The sequence below is a fragment of the Rhizobium sp. AC27/96 genome (assembly GCF_001692325.1).
Classification (GTDB): domain Bacteria; phylum Pseudomonadota; class Alphaproteobacteria; order Rhizobiales; family Rhizobiaceae; genus Rhizobium.
In genome coordinates this window covers 808,767-824,736 of record NZ_LXKN01000018.1, presented here as the reverse complement: position 1 = coordinate 824,736, position 15,970 = coordinate 808,767, and the positions used below count along the sequence as shown (strand labels likewise).

Here is a 15,970-nt window from a genome sequence, read left to right as displayed (position 1 = left end):
GCCCGCCTCATTTGTTGTAGGGATCGGCCGCATCGCGCAGGCCATCGCCAAGAAGGTTGAGCGCCATGACGGCAATGACGACGGCGACGCCCGGCAGGAACAGCCACGGCGCCGTGGCGATCGAGCGGATGTTCTGCGCTTCGCGCAGCAATACGCCCCAGGAGATGGTTGGCGGCTGCAGGCCAAGCCCGAGAAAGGAGAGGGATGTTTCGGCGAGGATCATCGCCGGTACGGCAAGCGTGATGGAGGCGATGATGTGGCTGGCGAAACTCGGCAGCATGTGGCGGAAGATGATGCGTGCTTCGCTGGCGCCGTCCAGCCTGGCGGCGGCCACGAATTCCTCCGTGCGCAGCGACAGGAAGCGACCGCGCACCACACGAGCAAGCTGTGCCCAGCCCGTGAGTGACAGGATGATGGTGATCATCATATATTGCAGTGCCGCCGGCCAGCCTTGCGGCAGGGCGGCAGCCATGGCGAGCCAGATCGGGATCGTCGGCAGCGACAGCACGAAGTCGATCAGGCGTTGGATGAAGAAATCGAGTTTCCCGCCGTAGTAGCCCGAAATGCCCCCGAGAACGATGCCGAGCAGCAGCGAGAAGAAGACGCCGACAAGCCCGATCGACAGCGAGATCTGAGCGCCCTCAATGGTGCGGCTGAAGACATCTCGGCCCAGCCGGTCAGCCCCGAACAGCAGGAGCGGCGTGGATTTGTCGGAAGAGACGAGCAGGTGGATGTTGCTCGTAAACAGACCGAGCACCGAATATTCGTAGCCGCGCCCGAACAGGCTGACGGAGACCCGCTTCGTCGTGTCCTCCTTGAAGATCGCCGCCAGCGTTTCCGGATCGCGGGTGAGCTTCAGGGGGTAGTAATGGAGACCGATCGAGAAGCCATTATCCGTATCGATGAAATGCAGTCTCTGCGGCGGATGGAAGGTTGCCCGCGCATTCTGCAGGGTGGGATCGTTGATCGCGAAGAACCCGGGAACGAGGGCGACGATATACATCATGACGGTGACCACGAGAGCGACCATGGCCAGCTTGTGGCGGCGAAATGCCCACCAGATCAGCTGCCATTGCGATGCCACAGCGGCGCGGTCGGGACGCAGGTTCGTGACGGCGATGTCGGCCATGGGTGCTTCTACTCCAACCGGATGCGGGGATCGACAAGGGCAAGCAGGATGTCGCTGATGAGCGACCCCACAAGAGTCAGTGCGCAAATCAGCAGCACGAATGCGCCCGCGAGATACATGTCCTGCGCCATCAAGGCCTGCAGCAGCAGCGGCGCGGCGGTCGGCAGGTTGAGCACGATGGCGACGACCACGGAGCCGGAAATGAGATTGGGCAGCAGCCAGGCAATGGTCGAGATGAACGGATTAAGCGCGATGCGCAGGGGATATTTCACCAGCAGCCTGAATTCCGAGAGGCCCTTTGCCCGCGCTGTCGTCACATAGGGTTTCGGCAGCTCATCGAGCATATTGGCGCGCATGACGCGGATGAGGCTTGCCGTCGACGAGACGGCGAGGATGATGACGGGCAGCCATAGATGCGACAGCAGGTCGATCATCTTGGCGATGCTCCAGGGCGCGGTCTCGAACTCGGAGGAAAACAGGCCGCCGACATCCTGGCCGAATTCCACGGCGGCGACATACATCAGCACCAGCGCCAGCAGGAAGGATGGGATGGCAAGACCGAGGAAGGTGAAGGCGGTAAAGAGGTAGTCGCCGATGGAGTACTTCTTGACGGCGGAATAGACGCCGATCGGCAGCGCGATTGCCCAGGTGGCGATCAGGGCGGCGAGCGCCAGTATCAGCGTCAGCGCCATGCGTTCCCAGATGAGACCGGACACCGGCTGCTGCCATTCGAACGAAATGCCGAAATCGCCGCGCGAAAGAATGCCCCACATCCATTTCAGATACTGGATGAGCATCGGCTGATCGAGGCCGAAACGCTCGCGCAACTGCGCCGCCGTGTTCTGGTCGACCACCTCGTTCGAGGAGGCGAGCGTGGCGATATAGGTCGTCACATAATCGCCGGGCGGCAGCTGGATCAGCACGAAGGCGAGGAAGCTGATGGCGAAAAGGGATGGGATCATCCACAACAGGCGTTTACCGATGAAGACCAGCATGGCTATGTCTCGCGTTGAGCGCTGCCACGGGCAGCTCCGCATGAAGGAAGGCGCCGCCCATGGAAGGCGGCGCTTGATCAATCCGATCAGCTGGTGAAGAAGAATTGCTGCGGCATGGCAGGTCCCGGATTGGGCCAGGACCAGCTATCCGGCTGCTTTTCCGGGACATTACGCAGATTATTGCGGATGATGCCGAAGCCGCCGACCGCAAGGCAAAGTCCGACGGTTTCAAATTCCTCAGCTGCGATGTCGAAGATCTGCTTCATGACGGCGCCGCGCTTTTCGAGATCGGCCGTCGAGCGCGCCTCGTCGAAGAGCTTCATGCGCTTCTTCTGGCTTTCCGGCGGCTCTTCGCCCTGTTTGCCGTTCGAGGTGTACCAAACGGACCACGGGATGGCGTAGCGTGAGCCCTGCGGATGGAAAGCGAAGAAATCGCGCGGATCGAGCATCGGGTCGAGACCGCCGGGGCCTGGCCAGACCTGGGCGTCATGCGCATTGTCGTCGCCGCGGGTGTAGTAAAGAGCACGCTCGACGGTGTTGACCTTCATGTCGACGCCGATCTGTGCCCAATGCGCCTTTACCAGTTCAAGGGCATCGACCAGATCAGGATAGAGGGTCGGAATGACGTCGACGGTGAAGAACATCTTCTGACCATCCGGCCTCAGGCGAAAGCCGCTTGTATCCTTCTTCCCGTAACCGGCTTGATCGAGCATCGCACCGGCCTTGTCCGGATCATAGTTCGTAAATTGGCGGGCGTATTTTTCATTGTACCAGGGATGCTCCGGCCGCGGCCCCGCCTGATAGCCTTCGCTCTGGCCGAAATACACGATGTCGATGATTTCCTGCCGGTTGATCCCGAGCGAAAGCGCCTGCCTCACCGATTTGTCGGCAAACATCTTGCGCATCGCGGGATCTTTGTGGGTGATGTTGAAGTAGATCTGGCATTGCTGCGAGCTGGAAGGAATGAGCGTCAAAAGACGATAGTCGCCCTTCTTCATGTTCTGCGAGAGGGTAGGCTTGTTCGCCAGCACGCTGATGTGGCGTTCCTGGATATCGATCTTGCCGGAAATCACGTTCAGCATCAGCGACTCCACATCCTGCGAGATACCGAAATTGATCTCGTCGACATAGGGAAGCTGATTGCCCGATGTATCGACCTGCCAGAAGTAAGGATTGCGGGTCATGACGACGCGGGTGGCGCCACCAGTATAGGGCTCCTTGACGACCCAAGGGTCGAGCGTCGGCTTGTCGGGGTTGCCCCAGCGCGAGGGAATCTCGATATCGCCGCAGCGCGCGCGGAAAAGTTCTGGCCAGCTGTTGGAGCCGGCCTTCTTGGCGTCTTCTGCGACGTTGGGATTATATTTCGGCAGGAACTGGCTGCAGTAGTGCTTGGGAAACAGTGTCGGATGCTGGCCAAGCGGGGTGGCAAGGTTTTCCAGATAGAGCGCGTTCGGTGCCGCGAAGGCGAACTTCACCGTGTAGTCGTCGATCTTCGTGACATCGACCGCCTTGCCGGCGACGGCGAGTTGGGCGGGTGTCGCGCTATAGAGATCTGTATTCTTGACGCAATCCTCGATGGCGAACACGATGTCGTCGGCGGTAAACGGATGGCCGTCCGACCAGCGTGCGCCCTGGATCAGGTAGAAGGTAAACTGCGAGGCGTCGGCGTTGACGTCCCAACGCTCGGCCAGATTGGGCAGGACTTGGGTGAAGTCGAGGTTCCAGCGCACAAGGCTCTGGTTGCCCACCATGCGCAGGATGCCGTTATGGTCGGACGAGCCCCTGAGGCCACGCCGCAGCGTGCCGCCATAGGCGCCGACCTTTTCGTACGGGGTGACGACCATGGGCTTCTTCGGCAGGCGATCGGCAAGCGGCGGCAGTTTGCCGTCCTTGACGAGTTGGGCCACCGCCGGCGCCTCGCCGCCATCGGCGGCACTGACGCGGCCGGCCAGAGACAAGGCGGCCATTCCCGCCATGCCGCCGAGCAGGGCACGCCGGCTCACGCCGCGAGACACTATCTTATCGCGCATCGAATCCCTCCCTTTGAACGCCCAACGGCTTTCTCCGCCTCGGCGCGACAAGCTCCCAACCCGTCGCACGCACCCTCCTGGTGCAGCGGGAGGAGCATATTTACGTTCTCAGATAATTACAAGAGTTGACAGATTTTTACAAATTTGGTAGCCCTACCTAGCCGTAGGCGTGTGCTATTGCTTGCCATTCGGCAGCATCAAGAAGGACCACCATGAAACTCTCGGTCGCCAACGATTCCGGCACAGGGCCGACCCGCTTTGGCGACATCATCTATGAGAGGATCGTCGCCATGATCGCTGATGGAAAGTTTCCAGTGAACGAGCGCCTGCCGTCGGAAGCCAGGCTTGCGGAAATGTTCGGCGCCTCGCGACCCGTGGTGCGTGATGCGCTTGAACGGTTGCGCACCGATGGCCTGATCGTCTCCCGCAAGGGGTCCGGTTCCTATGTCCGGCAGCGGCCGGATTCATCGGTGCTCAACATGGTGCCTGTGGGGTCGCTCGCCGATGTCCAGCGTTTCTTCGAATTCCGTGCAGGGCTTGAGGCTGAGGCGGCCGAGCTTGCGGCGCGCAACTGGCAGCCGGCGGATAGAGAGCGCATCACGGCGGCGCTTCAAAACCTCGAACAATGTCTTGGTGAGGGCCGGCTCGGCGCCGAGGAGGACCAGGAGCTGCACGATGCCATCGCGATCGCGACCGGTAATCAGTTCCACATCACCGTCCGCGAATGGTTCAAGCCGCATTTCGCCATCGGGCATTCGGTAACCCGGAGCCTCAGTCTCAAGCGCACGCCGGAGCAGATCCGCAGCGTCCAGGACGAGCATGCGGTCATCGTCGAGGCGATTTTTGCCCGGCAGGAGACCGAGGCTCATGATGCCATGAAGAGGCATATTTTGAATGCACGCGCCCGCATGTTCCAGGGTGTCTGATGTCGGCGGAGGCAACGTGGCGGCCTTTGAATATCGCCTCTATGCCTGTGCTGTGATGATTGATGAAGAGGTAAGACGATGAGTGTTGAAACCATGCGCCAGGCTTTGACCGGTGTATCTGGCGTTCCGGTAACTGCCTATGATGCAAACGGCGAAGTGGAGCTACGCGTAACGGCTCAGGTTTACGGGCGGGTGGCCGCTGCCGGCATTCACAATATCGTCGCGGCGGGAAATACCGGCGAGTTCTATGCCCTGACGCCGGAAGAAGTCCGCCGCGTCCATGAAGCTGCAATATCGGGTGTCGACGGCAAAGCGCCGGTGACGGCGGCGATCGGCCGCTCGCTGCGCGAGGCGATCGGCATGGCCAAGGATGCCAAGGCGATCGGCGCGACCGCCGTGATGTCACATCAGCCGGTGGATCCTTTCGCAGCACCGGCCTCGCAGATCGATTATTTCAGAAGCCTTGCGGAAGCCTCGCCGTTGCCGCTGGTTGCCTATGTCAGGGCCGATGGTTTCAGCGTCGACGATATGGATCGCCTTGCCGCTCACGGCAACATCGTCGGCATCAAATTTGCCACGACGGATCTGATGCTGCTTTCGAAGGCGATTGCCGCCGCCGATCCGCACGGTGCGCTTTTCGTCTGTGGTCTGGCGGAAAGCTGGGCGCCGAGTTTTGCAGCGGCCGGCGCGCGCGGCTTCACCTCCGGTCTCGTCAACGTTGCGCCGAAGCTGTCGCTTGCCGTGCATACAGCCCTGGCACGGGGCGATTTCGCTGGCGCGCGCGCGATCGTCAACAAGCTCGAGCCCTTCGAGCGCATGCGCACCAAATTCCGCAACGGCGCCAACGTCACCGTCGTCAAGGAAGCCGTCACCTATTCGGGCCTTGATGTCGGCCCCGTCCGCGTTCCGGGCTTGCCGCGCCTCGACCAGAAGGATCGCGACGAGTTGTTCGCCTTGCTTCGCGACTGGCAGGGGTCGGGGGATGCATTCAAGCTCTAAGGTTCTGGCCTGGGTCGCTCATGACGAAAGCCGAGTGATGCCGCCGAGGGTGAAGCGAACCAGCCGGTCCGCCAGCTCCTCATCGGTCGTCACTTCCTTGCCGAGTGCCGGAATGATTTCGGATACGCGTTTCTCGGCCACCAGCAGCATGAAGCAAGGCGCCATCGTGGAAAGGGCGGCTTGCGCGACCAACGGGTGATCCGGTGTGACGCCGATGATCTCGGCGATGACACCGAACAACAATGCTTTCTTCGGCTCTATCTCTTCACGGCGAAGCTTGTCGATATGGGGCGTTGGCGCGATGAGTTCGCGGACGATTACCTTCGCCGGCCAGGAGTTCTCGCTGTTGGCCCGAACGACCTTGACCAGCAGGCCAATGAGCCTGCGCAATTTTTCCTCGGCGGCAATATCCGCTGCCACCGCCTGGGCAAGCACTTCGTAGCTCATGAGGCGACGGTGGCCTTCGGCGAGGACATCTTCATACAGGGCCTCGATACCGCCGAAATGGTAGTTGACCGCCGCGGCATTCGTGCCCGCCCTGAGAGCAATCTCCTTCGCCGTCGCACGGTCGAATCCGAGCTCGGCAAAGACGGCGCCTCCTGCCTCGAGCAGGCTCATTCGCGTTGCCGCGCCGTCCTGCCGATCCTTGGAGCGCGATGATCGTCTGTTGCTCTCGACCATTCTCTCTGCCTTTCCATTCACTCAAATATTAAATTGAAATTTGAATTTCACAAGTGCTATAATTGGTCGTGCATCGATTTCAGGTCGTTGTCGGCTTCACCACAGCCGGCATCTCGTTTGGGGTTCAAATAAACCATGCAGCGCATCTTAGTCATCTTGATCCTCGTGATCGCCGGAGCCGGCGGTGCCTGGTGGTATATCCATCGGGACGACGGCTCCAACGCACTCGTTCTCTATGGAAATATCGACTTCAGGCAGCTTACCCTAGCCTTCAACGGTAGCGAACGCGTGGCCGAAGTCCTTGTCGAAGAGGGCGCACAAGTCAAGAAAGGCCAGATCGTCGCCAGGCTGGATACCAGCCGGCTCCAGCCGCAAGTTGCTCAAGCCGAGGCGCAGGCGGCCAGCCAGCGCGCCAATCTGGCGCGTCTGAAGAACGGCAGCCGTCCCGAAGAGATCGCCCAGGGGCGCGCCAATCTCGAATCCGCCAAGGCGGAGGCCGTCAACGCCCGTGCCCAGTTCGAACGCCAGAACGCGCTCGCGCCGAAGGCCGTGGTCAGCCAGCAAGCGCTGGGTGAGGCTCGATCAGCAGCGGCGGTTGCCGACGCCAAGGTCGTTTCGAACCAGAAGGCGCTGGATCTGCTCGTCGTCGGTTCCCGTATAGAAGATATCGACGAGGCGGAAGCGCAGCTTCATGCGGCCGAAGCCAATGTCTCGCTGCTGCATCAGCAACTCGCGGATGCCGAGCTGAAGGCGCCTGTCGATGCGATCGTGCAATCCAGGCTGATCGAACCCGGCGAGATGGCCTCGCCGACCCGGGCTGCCTTCTCGCTTGCGACCATCAGCCCGAAATGGGTGCGCGCCTATGTCTCGGAAACCCAGCTCGGCATGCTTCGCCCCGGCATGAAAGCCTCCGTGGCCGTGGATTCGCTTCCGGGACAAACGATCCCCGGATGGGTCGGCTTCATTTCCTCGGTTGCCGAGTTCACGCCGAAATCGGTGCAGACGGAGGAGCTGCGCACCAGCCTTGTGTATGAGGTCAGGGTCTTTGTCGACGATCCCAACAATATGCTGCGCCTGGGGATGCCGGCAACCGTGACGCCGCTTCCGGGCGAGCAGGCACGCCTTGCCACCGCCCAGCAGCAATAGGCGAGGATGTGATGAGCGACAACAATCTCTCGGTGATCGCACGCAATCTCCGCAAGGCGTTTCGCCGGGACACCGGGGAAACGGTGGAGGCGCTTGCCGATATCTCGCTCGACGTTCGCAAGGGCGCCTTGACGGCGCTCGTCGGTCCGGATGGCGCCGGCAAGACGACATTGCTGCGCCTGGCCTGCGGCCTCATCGCGCCGGATGGCGGCAGTTTGGAGGTTATCGGCGTCGATATCGCCAAGGAGCCGCAGCATGTCCAGGACCGCATCGGCTACATGCCGCAGAAGTTCGGCCTATACGAAGATTTGAGTGTTCAGGAGAACCTCGATCTCTACGCCGATCTGCATGGCGTGACGCAATCCCAGCGCAACGAAACCTATCCGCGTCTCTTCGAGATGACGCAGCTTGGGCGGTTCAAGCAAAGGCCGGCGGGCAAATTGTCCGGCGGCATGAAGCAGAAGCTTGGTCTTGCCTGCACTCTGGTGCGCGCGCCTGAACTGCTGCTTCTCGACGAACCGACAGTGGGTGTCGATCCGCTATCCCGGCGTGAGCTATGGGACATCGTCTTCAGGCTCATAAAAGAGGACGGGCTGTCGGTGATCGTGGCAACCTCCTATCTCGACGAAGCCGAGCGCTGCGAACATGCCGTGCTTATGCATGCGGGAAAAATCCTCGATCAGGGACCACCGGCCGAGATCACGGCGAAGGCAGAGGGATGCTGCTTTATGGTCGATACCCCTAAGGGCATGGCCGCAAGATCCCTGCAGGCCCGCCTCTTCGCACTGCCCGGCATTATCGATGCCGTTCCCGAAGCCGGGTGCGTCCGGATCGTGCGCAAGCCGGACCAGAAGGACGAGCCGCTGCAGCTGGATGAGACGAAGCTCGACACCGAAAGCGTTGCGCCGCGGTTCGAAGATGCCTTCATGATGCTGTTTGCCGCTGTTGCCGGCGATGGAGCGCGCCAGACGCATGTCAGTCAGCCCGCAGAGAAGCGCAACGGCGATGAAACGATCGTGCAGGTTCGCGACCTCGTCCGCAAGTTCGGGGATTTCACCGCCGTTGACCATGTCAGCTTCAGTGTCCGCAAGGGCGAGGTCTACGGTCTGCTCGGTCCGAACGGTGCCGGCAAAAGCACGACATTCCGGATGCTTTGCGGCCTGCTTCCCGCCACCGGCGGAACCTTGATGGTCGCGGGCTCCGATCTGTTGACGGCGGGCGCGAAGGCGCGGGAGCGGCTGGGCTATGTCGCGCAGAAATTTTCGCTCTATGGGCAGCTCAGCGTCGATGAAAACCTGGAGTTCTTCGCAAGCGCCTATGGGCTGCGCGGCAAGCACAGGAAGGAGAGGATCGACTCTCTGAAGAACCAGTTCGAACTGGGCCAGTTTTCAAGATTGCCGAGCGGGCAGTTGCCGGGCGGCTTCAAGCAGCGGCTGGCGCTTGCCGCCGCCCTGCTGCACGAGCCGGATATTCTCTTTCTCGACGAGGCGACAAGCGGCGCCGATCCACTCGCCAGGCGGCAATTCTGGGGGCGGATCACCGCTCTGTCCGAGCAGGGAGTCACCATCATCGTCACGACGCATTTCATGGAAGAAGCCGAGTATTGCGACCGGATCATCATCCTCGACGCCGGCCGCAATCTGGCGGAGGGAACACCGGTCGAAATCCGAGCTCATGCAGGGGCGAATGGCGAGACGGCAGCGACGATGGAGGAGGCCTTCATCGCGATCGTCGAGAAAGAGCGCCACAGACAAGCGGAGAAGGTTGCATGAGCGTACCGGTCAAACATCCCGGCCAAGGATTGCGCGCGGCCTTGCGCCGCATCCGCGCGCTCATCCGCAAGGAGACCTGGCAGCTCTTGCGCGACCCGAGCAGCATCGCGATCGGCATTGTTATGCCCGTGGCGCTGCTGATCCTGTTCGGATACGGCATCAATCTCGACGTCAAGAATGTTCCCGTTGCCATCGTCATGGAGGAGAATTCGGCCGAGGCACGCGGGCTCGCATCCGCCTTCGAACTCTCCAGCTATTTTTCTCCGAAGCCCGTCAAGACGATGGCCGAGGCCGAAGCAATGCTTCTCTCATCGCAGGCAAGGGCGATCGTGCGGATCCCTTCCGACTTTGCTCGTAACGCCGCCGTGGGCAATGGCGAGGTCCAGGTTGTCGTCAACGGCAGTGATGCCAACACCGCCCGTATCTCGCTCAGCTATGCGGAAGCAGCGGTCGGCGTCTGGGCCGCGAAGGAAGCATCGCGCCAGGGGGTAACCACCGGCAGCGGCGTCACGATCCAATCCCGGCTCTGGTTCAACGAAGCCAATGACAGCAGCTATTTCCTCGTGCCGGGTCTCGTCGTTCTCGTCATGACGCTGATCGGCGCGCTGCTCACCGCCCTCGTCATGGCCCGGGAATGGGAGCGCGGCACCTTCGAGGCGCTGTTCGTAACGCCGGTGCGCTCGACCGAAATCCTGCTCGGCAAGACGGTTCCTTATTTTGTGCTCGGGCTGGCAGGCCTGGCGCTCTGCGTCGTCGGCAGCCGGCTCCTTTTCGGCGTGCCGCTTCGCGGATCGCTGCTGGTCCTCACCATCGTATCCATGCTCTATCTTCTGGTCGCGCTGGGGCTTGGCCTTGCGATATCCTCAATCACCAAGAGCCAGTTCATCGCCAGCCAGATCACGGTTCTCGCCACCTTCCTGCCGGCTATGATGCTCTCGGGCTTCATGTTCGATCCGAGGAGCATGCCCTTGGCGGTGCAGATCATCACCTATATCTTCCCGGGCCGGTACTTCGTCACCCTGCTGCAGACCCTGTTTCTCGCCGGCAATATCTGGAGCGTCATCCTGCCCAATGCCGCGGTGCTCGCCGGCATGGCGACAGGGCTCCTGACACTCGCCGTCCGCATGACCCGCAAGAGGATCGCATAGCCATGTTCATCGCGTCGCTTCTGCGCATCCTGACCCTGATCCGCAAGGAATTGCTCGTGATCCTGAAGGATCCGCGAAGCCGGGCAAGCCTTGTCGTGCCACCGATCCTGCAATGCCTGATCTTCGGCTATGCCGCGACCTACGATCTCAACAACGTCCCCTATGCGCTCGTGGACCAGGACAGGACTGCGACGTCGAGAAACCTCGTCGCGAAGCTCGAAGGGTCCGGCATCTTCGAAAGAGTGGCGACGCTGACGCAGACGGGCCAGGCCGTGAGGCTGCTCGACACCAAGCAGGCCGTCCTGATCATCGTCATCGAGCACGATTTCGAGCGGCAATTGGAAGCCGGCTCCCCCGGCACGGTGCAGGTCGTCGCGGATGGCCGGAATTCCAACACCAGCGGCATTGCGCAAGGCTACGTCAACACCATCGTCGGCGATTTTACATCCGACTGGCTTGCACAGAAGGGAGGTTCCGGCAGTGCCGTCAGGGTCACGACCCGCGCATGGTACAATCCGCAGCTGGAAACGCGATGGAGCATGGTCCCCTCGCTCATCGGAACGATCACCATGCTGATGACGATGATGCTGACCGCCATGTCCGTTGCCCGCGAGCGTGAGGAGGGGACCTTCGACCAGCTGCTTGTGGCGCCCTTCACCCCGACCGAGATCATGATCGGCAAGGCCGTGCCCTCGATGATCGTCGGCATCACCCAGGCATCCACGATCCTGCTGGTGGCGTTGTTCTGGTTCCGCATCCCGTTTGCCGGCTCGTTCCTGACGCTCTATCTCGGGCTCAGCCTCTTCCTCGCCGCCGCCATAGGCTTCGGATTGTTCCTGTCATCCATTGCGGCGAACATGCAGCAGGCAATGATCCTCTGCTTCGTCTTCCTGATGCCGTTCATGCTGCTCTCCGGGCTGATGTCTCCGACCGACAACATGCCGGAGGTCCTGCAATATGCGACGATGATCAATCCGCTGAAATATGCGATCAACATAACCCGTGGAGTCTATCTCGAAGGGGCGGGGCTGAACGCGCTGCTTCCGGATATGCTGGCGCTGGTAGCGATAGCCGCCGTGACCATGCCGGTCGCTGCATGGATGTTCCGGCATCGATTGAATTAAAGATGCCTGGAGCTGCCAACCCGCATCGCCTCGTGCTAAGAGGCGGGCTACGGCATTGACGCCAGCATGTTTGGAAAAGCCTGCCAGATTGCGGCGTCATGGCAGCGAAATGTCTTCATTGCGGAGTGTTCGGGTATGCAGTTCTGGCGGTGGATCATGTTGGCTTCTGTTGGTCTGCTCCTGTCCCTCCAGCAAGCTGGCGCCGCCGATCGGGTGAAGGAAGAAAATCTTTCGCTGCCGATCCAGATCGGCTCCAAGAAACTACAGCTTGAAACGCTGGTGGTTCGGCCGGTTGATGGTGACAGGTTTCCGCTCGTGTTGATCGTCAACGGATCGGCCGGAGCCAATCCATCCGAGATGCATCCCGAGTGGCTGGCGCATATCGCGCATGATTTTGCGCATCGCGGCTGGATTGCCGCATCGGTCGTCTGGCCGGGCTACGGTCGGTCCACCGGAACCTTCATGAACAAGGCTGGAAACTGTTCAAGACCCGATGTTTCCATGTTTCTCAACGCGCATGGCGATGAGCTTGCCGCTGCGTTGAAGACGCTTCGCACACGCAGCGATGTCGATCCGTCTGTAACATTGGGTTTGGGCATATCGATCGGCGGGGCTTCGATGCTCGATCTTGCGGGGCGCACGGACAGGCCGTTGACGGCCGTCATCAATATTTCCGGCGGTGTGTATCACTACACGACGGTGGGAGTGGCCGATCCCAACTGCTCGCTCTTCCAGGATGATCTTGTGCGGGACTTCACCGGGTTCGGCCGCAACAATCCGACACCGACGCTCTGGTTCTACGCTGCCAATGATCCTTATTTCGGGCCGGATCTCGCTCAGCGACTGTTGGCCGGATATCGTTCAGGGGGTGGAAACGTCGATTTCGTCGGGCTTCCGCCTTTCGGGCAGGATGGGCATACATTGTACAAATTTAACGCAAATCCACTGCTCGAACCCAGGATTGACGACTTCCTGCGACGCAATCATCTGCCCGCGATGAACCAGGACGAATTTGCGCCCCTGATTTCCGCGCTGACACCTGTCGATCGCGCAAGCGCTGAGCTTTACCTGAAGCAAGTGACCGAGAAAGCCGCGGCCATGGCAGAGGATGGCAACGGCTTTTATTGGTGGTACGGCCTTCGTTCCATAGAGGATGCCCGCCGGCAGGCGCAGGCCTATTGCGAGAAGAAAAGCGGCAAGACATGTCATATCGTTGCCGAGAACGCGCATCCGGTCGATGGCTGGCAACGTACGATCTCCGGCTCCAGGCAATGATCATGAGTCCGTATTCGTGTGGATGAATGCGCCAGGACAAATATATGGATTTGTCCTCCTGCCTGATTAATTTGATGATGCCGAAGAAGCTCTGTATGAGGCAGCGCCGACCCCTTACGACGCTTTATATGTTAAGGAGGGCAAATGACGGAACTGCGCCCAGTCTTATCGACAGACCTCGATCTGATATGTCGTCACCGCGAAGCGATGTTTGCGGAGGCCGGCAGAGATGCGCAGGATATCGCCGCGATGGGTCCTAGTTTTCGGGATTGGCTCGAACCACGTCTGCGGGATGGACGGTATTTCGGCTTCATTGCCGATCAAGATGGCCGTTCGGTCGGCGGTATCGGCCTGATGCTTATCGAATGGCCACCACACCCCTCGCATCCCAACCATGATAGTCGCGGCTATGTGTTGAATGTGTTTGTCGACCGGGAGCAACGAGGGCAGGGCATAGCACGCATGCTCATGGATGCGGCGGACCGGGAGTTCAGACGGCGCGGCATCCCCTATGTCGTTCTGCATGCGACAAAGGCCGGGCGCCCCCTATATGAGCGGACAGGCTGGGCGCAAACTTCCGAGATGGCAAAGACAATTCGGCCGGTTGCTGAATGAGATCGGGCAGGCGGCAATTACCGCCTGGACTGGATCGCGAAAAAATGGACGCGGGTACGTTCGAGCAAAAACTTGCTCGCGCCAAAGAAAATCCGGCAGCTTTTTGCCGACGCTACCGCGTGCGTCGAATAAAGCCGGTCATGCGTGATCGGCGTACCGCCGTACCGCATTATCTAAAAATACTTTTCGTTTCAGAATGTTAAGCGACGATGACGTGCAGAAGGCTCGGCCCAATGTGGTCGGCTTTCGATATCTGGCACGCGCCTTGCTCCCATAATCCCGATCCGTTTGATGGATCATGTTTGGGAGGACAACATGAAAAATCTGCTGCGCCAGCTGCTGCTGGCTGCCACGGCCTTTATGGTCGCCACGTCTGCGCATGCCGCCGACAAGGTTCGGCTCGGAAACCTGAAATTCGCCCATTACGGCGCGATCTCCTACATGAAGGAACTGGCACCGAAATATGGGCTGGAGATCGATGAGCGCTTCTTTGCCAAGGGCATCGATATTTTGCCGGCCATCGTCGCAGGCGAGGTGGATGTCGCTGCAAGCGCCGTCGATGCGGCGATTGCCGGCCGCGCCAAGGGCGTGCCGATCTATGCCGTCGCCGGCTTTGCCAAGGGCGGCGCCCGTATCGTCGCTGGCAGCAAATCGGGCATAACCTCGATTGCTGATTTCAAGGGCAAAAAGGTTGGCGTTGCCCGCGGCGGTGCTCAGGAAGTGCTGCTGTTGGCGGAACTCGACAGGGCCGGCCTGACATGGTCGGAGAAGCCGGGCAAGGACGTCCAGATCGTCTACATGGCATTTGCCGATTTGAACCAGGCGCTCATGGCCGGCGATATCGACGCCATGAGCCAGTCCGAACCACAGGCAAGCCAGGCAATCAACAAGGCCTTCGGCGTCGAGATCCTCAAGCCCTACGACACGCCGATCGGAATGCCCGTTCGATCGCTGGTTTTCTCTGAAGAATTCTACAAGAAGGGCGATGTTGCCGAGCGCACCATGAAGCTCTTCATCGAGGCGACCAAGACGTTCATCGATCAGCCGGATCTGGCGGAGAAATACGTCATCAACAATATGTTCAAGGGGCAGATCACACCGCAGGACTTCAAGGATGCGATCGGCAATTCGCCCTACAGCTACGATATCACCCCTGAGCATGTGCAGATCACCACGGATCTGATGGTGAAGTATGGCGTCGGCAAGCTCGTCAACCCGCCCAAGGCTACGGACTGGGTGAAGACCGATCTGCTGGAAGGCGCCCTGAAATGATGAGACGGATCTTTCAGAACCTGGCGGTTCCCGTCGCCCTGCTGGTCATCTGGCAATTGATGTCGGTCTTCGGTCTGGTTCGGCCGGAAATCCTGCCTTCACCCGTCGCGATCATCGAGCGGCTGTGGCTCTACCTCCTGCCCGAGCAGGCGTTTGGCGAGGCAGGTGGTCTCGGTGCATGGCTCATGTCGAGCGAGCTGTTGAGTGATCTGCTCGCAAGCCTTCAGCGCGTCGTGCTGGGCTTTGCCGTCGGGGCCGGTCTCGCTTTGCCGCTTGGACTTTTGATGGGTACGGATCGCACCGTCGAGCGATACCTGAACCCGATCATTCAGTTCCTGCGGCCGATTCCGCCGATTGCCTATATTCCGCTGGCGATCCTCTGGTTCGGGCTCGGAAATCCGCCGGCGATTTTCCTGATCGCCATCGGGGCTTTCTTCCCTGTGCTGATCAATACGATCAGCGGGGTGCGCAATGTCGACAGCATCTATATTCGTGCTGCCACCAATCTTGGAGCGGGCCGGCTGACGCTGTTCCGGCGCGTCATTCTGCCGGCCGCCACGCCCTATATCCTCACCGGCATGCGCATCGGTATCGGCACGGCCTTCATCGTCGTAATCGTTGCCGAGATGATCGCCGTCAACAGCGGGCTTGGATACAGGATCCTGGAGGCGCGCGAATATATGTGGTCGGACAAGGTGATTGCCGGAATGATCGCGATCGGTCTGCTCGGCCTTGCCATCGATCTTTGCGTCAACCGGCTGAACAGCCACCTGCTGCGCTGGCATCGCGGCATCGAATCCTAGCCGGACGACGTTCGCAGCCACCAGTCTTCAATCTGCCGGTCCGTCTGTTTCATGG

The 15,970-nt window shown here is 60.4% G+C and carries 14 protein-coding genes; 10 read left to right on the top strand and 4 right to left on the bottom strand.

Features of this window, described 5'->3' with window-relative positions:
- Positions 1–7: 7 nt before the first annotated feature.
- From A6U86_RS17450 to A6U86_RS17440, 3 genes are all read right to left on the bottom strand, one after another.
- Positions 8–1,129, bottom strand: a complete 1,122-nt coding sequence (locus tag A6U86_RS17450) for an ABC transporter permease (protein ID WP_068393620.1) — start codon at positions 1,127–1,129, stop codon at positions 8–10.
- Positions 1,130–1,137: 8 nt separating this feature from the next.
- Positions 1,138–2,124, bottom strand: a complete 987-nt coding sequence (locus A6U86_RS17445) for an ABC transporter permease (RefSeq protein ID WP_068394073.1) — start codon at positions 2,122–2,124, stop codon at positions 1,138–1,140.
- A gap of 86 nt (positions 2,125–2,210) precedes the next feature.
- Entirely contained in the window at positions 2,211–4,154 is a 1,944-nt protein-coding gene (locus tag A6U86_RS17440; protein WP_068393618.1) for an ABC transporter substrate-binding protein, read from the bottom strand.
- 212 nt (positions 4,155–4,366) lie between these two features.
- On the opposite strand from A6U86_RS17440, the gene A6U86_RS17435 reads away from it, so the two are divergent.
- On the top strand, positions 4,367–5,080 hold the full coding sequence (locus tag A6U86_RS17435) for a FadR/GntR family transcriptional regulator (protein ID WP_068393616.1): 714 nt from the start codon (positions 4,367–4,369) through the stop codon (positions 5,078–5,080).
- Between the two features lie 78 nt (positions 5,081–5,158).
- The gene (locus A6U86_RS17430; protein WP_068393614.1) at positions 5,159–6,079 is read left to right on the top strand and encodes a dihydrodipicolinate synthase family protein; all 921 of its coding nucleotides are present in this window, start codon (positions 5,159–5,161) and stop codon (positions 6,077–6,079) included.
- A gap of 18 nt (positions 6,080–6,097) precedes the next feature.
- Here A6U86_RS17430 and A6U86_RS17425 read toward each other — a convergent pair whose 3' ends face one another.
- A complete protein-coding gene (locus A6U86_RS17425) occupies positions 6,098–6,760 on the bottom strand; it encodes a TetR/AcrR family transcriptional regulator (protein WP_068393613.1) in 663 nt (220 codons plus the stop codon).
- A 135-nt stretch (positions 6,761–6,895) separates the two neighbouring features.
- Here A6U86_RS17425 and A6U86_RS17420 point away from each other — a divergent pair, with 135 nt between their 5' ends.
- The 8 genes from A6U86_RS17420 to A6U86_RS17385 all read left to right on the top strand — a co-directional run bounded on the left by A6U86_RS17420 (position 6,896) and on the right by A6U86_RS17385 (position 15,915).
- Positions 6,896–7,906, top strand: a complete 1,011-nt coding sequence (locus A6U86_RS17420; protein ID WP_068393611.1) for an efflux RND transporter periplasmic adaptor subunit — start codon at positions 6,896–6,898, stop codon at positions 7,904–7,906.
- 11 nt (positions 7,907–7,917) lie between these two features.
- Complete coding sequence (locus tag A6U86_RS17415) at positions 7,918–9,678, top strand: ATP-binding cassette domain-containing protein (protein ID WP_068393609.1); 1,761 nt, start codon at positions 7,918–7,920, stop codon at positions 9,676–9,678.
- Positions 9,675–10,826 carry an ABC transporter permease gene (locus A6U86_RS17410; RefSeq protein ID WP_068393607.1) on the top strand — a complete coding sequence of 384 codons (1,152 nt, stop codon included), beginning with the start codon at positions 9,675–9,677 and terminating at the stop codon, positions 10,824–10,826. Before A6U86_RS17415 ends, A6U86_RS17410 begins: the two co-directional genes overlap by 4 nt.
- A 2-nt stretch (positions 10,827–10,828) precedes the next feature.
- Positions 10,829–11,950 (top strand): ABC transporter permease, encoded by a 1,122-nt coding sequence (locus A6U86_RS17405; protein WP_068393605.1) that lies wholly within the window; start codon positions 10,829–10,831, stop codon positions 11,948–11,950.
- 156 nt (positions 11,951–12,106) lie between these two features.
- Positions 12,107–13,225 (top strand): hypothetical protein, encoded by a 1,119-nt coding sequence (locus tag A6U86_RS17400; RefSeq protein WP_141683726.1) that lies wholly within the window; start codon positions 12,107–12,109, stop codon positions 13,223–13,225.
- Positions 13,226–13,369: 144 nt separating this feature from the next.
- Positions 13,370–13,840, top strand: a complete 471-nt coding sequence (locus A6U86_RS17395) for a GNAT family N-acetyltransferase (RefSeq protein WP_083196867.1) — start codon at positions 13,370–13,372, stop codon at positions 13,838–13,840.
- Between the two features lie 315 nt (positions 13,841–14,155).
- Positions 14,156–15,112 carry an ABC transporter substrate-binding protein gene (locus A6U86_RS17390; protein ID WP_068394071.1) on the top strand — a complete coding sequence of 319 codons (957 nt, stop codon included), beginning with the start codon at positions 14,156–14,158 and terminating at the stop codon, positions 15,110–15,112.
- The gene (locus tag A6U86_RS17385; protein WP_068393599.1) at positions 15,109–15,915 is read left to right on the top strand and encodes an ABC transporter permease; all 807 of its coding nucleotides are present in this window, start codon (positions 15,109–15,111) and stop codon (positions 15,913–15,915) included. Before A6U86_RS17390 ends, A6U86_RS17385 begins: the two co-directional genes overlap by 4 nt.
- Positions 15,916–15,970: the final 55 nt, after the last annotated feature.

What these genes read in the sequence shown, in the direction of transcription:
- A6U86_RS17450 (WP_068393620.1), bottom strand. Translation starts at nt 1,129, where the DNA reads ATGGCCGACATCGCCGTCACGAACCTGCGTCCCGACCGCGCCGCTGTG.
- A6U86_RS17445 (WP_068394073.1), bottom strand. Translation starts at nt 2,124, where the DNA reads ATGCTGGTCTTCATCGGTAAACGCCTGTTGTGGATGATCCCATCCCTT.
- A6U86_RS17440 (WP_068393618.1), bottom strand. Translation starts at nt 4,154, where the DNA reads ATGCGCGATAAGATAGTGTCTCGCGGCGTGAGCCGGCGTGCCCTGCTC.
- A6U86_RS17435 (WP_068393616.1), top strand. Translation starts at nt 4,367, where the DNA reads ATGAAACTCTCGGTCGCCAACGATTCCGGCACAGGGCCGACCCGCTTT.
- A6U86_RS17430 (WP_068393614.1), top strand. Translation starts at nt 5,159, where the DNA reads ATGAGTGTTGAAACCATGCGCCAGGCTTTGACCGGTGTATCTGGCGTT.
- A6U86_RS17425 (WP_068393613.1), bottom strand. Translation starts at nt 6,760, where the DNA reads ATGGTCGAGAGCAACAGACGATCATCGCGCTCCAAGGATCGGCAGGAC.
- A6U86_RS17420 (WP_068393611.1), top strand. Translation starts at nt 6,896, where the DNA reads ATGCAGCGCATCTTAGTCATCTTGATCCTCGTGATCGCCGGAGCCGGC.
- A6U86_RS17415 (WP_068393609.1), top strand. Translation starts at nt 7,918, where the DNA reads ATGAGCGACAACAATCTCTCGGTGATCGCACGCAATCTCCGCAAGGCG.
- A6U86_RS17410 (WP_068393607.1), top strand. Translation starts at nt 9,675, where the DNA reads ATGAGCGTACCGGTCAAACATCCCGGCCAAGGATTGCGCGCGGCCTTG.
- A6U86_RS17405 (WP_068393605.1), top strand. Translation starts at nt 10,829, where the DNA reads ATGTTCATCGCGTCGCTTCTGCGCATCCTGACCCTGATCCGCAAGGAA.
- A6U86_RS17400 (WP_141683726.1), top strand. Translation starts at nt 12,107, where the DNA reads ATGTTGGCTTCTGTTGGTCTGCTCCTGTCCCTCCAGCAAGCTGGCGCC.
- A6U86_RS17395 (WP_083196867.1), top strand. Translation starts at nt 13,370, where the DNA reads ATGACGGAACTGCGCCCAGTCTTATCGACAGACCTCGATCTGATATGT.
- A6U86_RS17390 (WP_068394071.1), top strand. Translation starts at nt 14,156, where the DNA reads ATGAAAAATCTGCTGCGCCAGCTGCTGCTGGCTGCCACGGCCTTTATG.
- A6U86_RS17385 (WP_068393599.1), top strand. Translation starts at nt 15,109, where the DNA reads ATGATGAGACGGATCTTTCAGAACCTGGCGGTTCCCGTCGCCCTGCTG.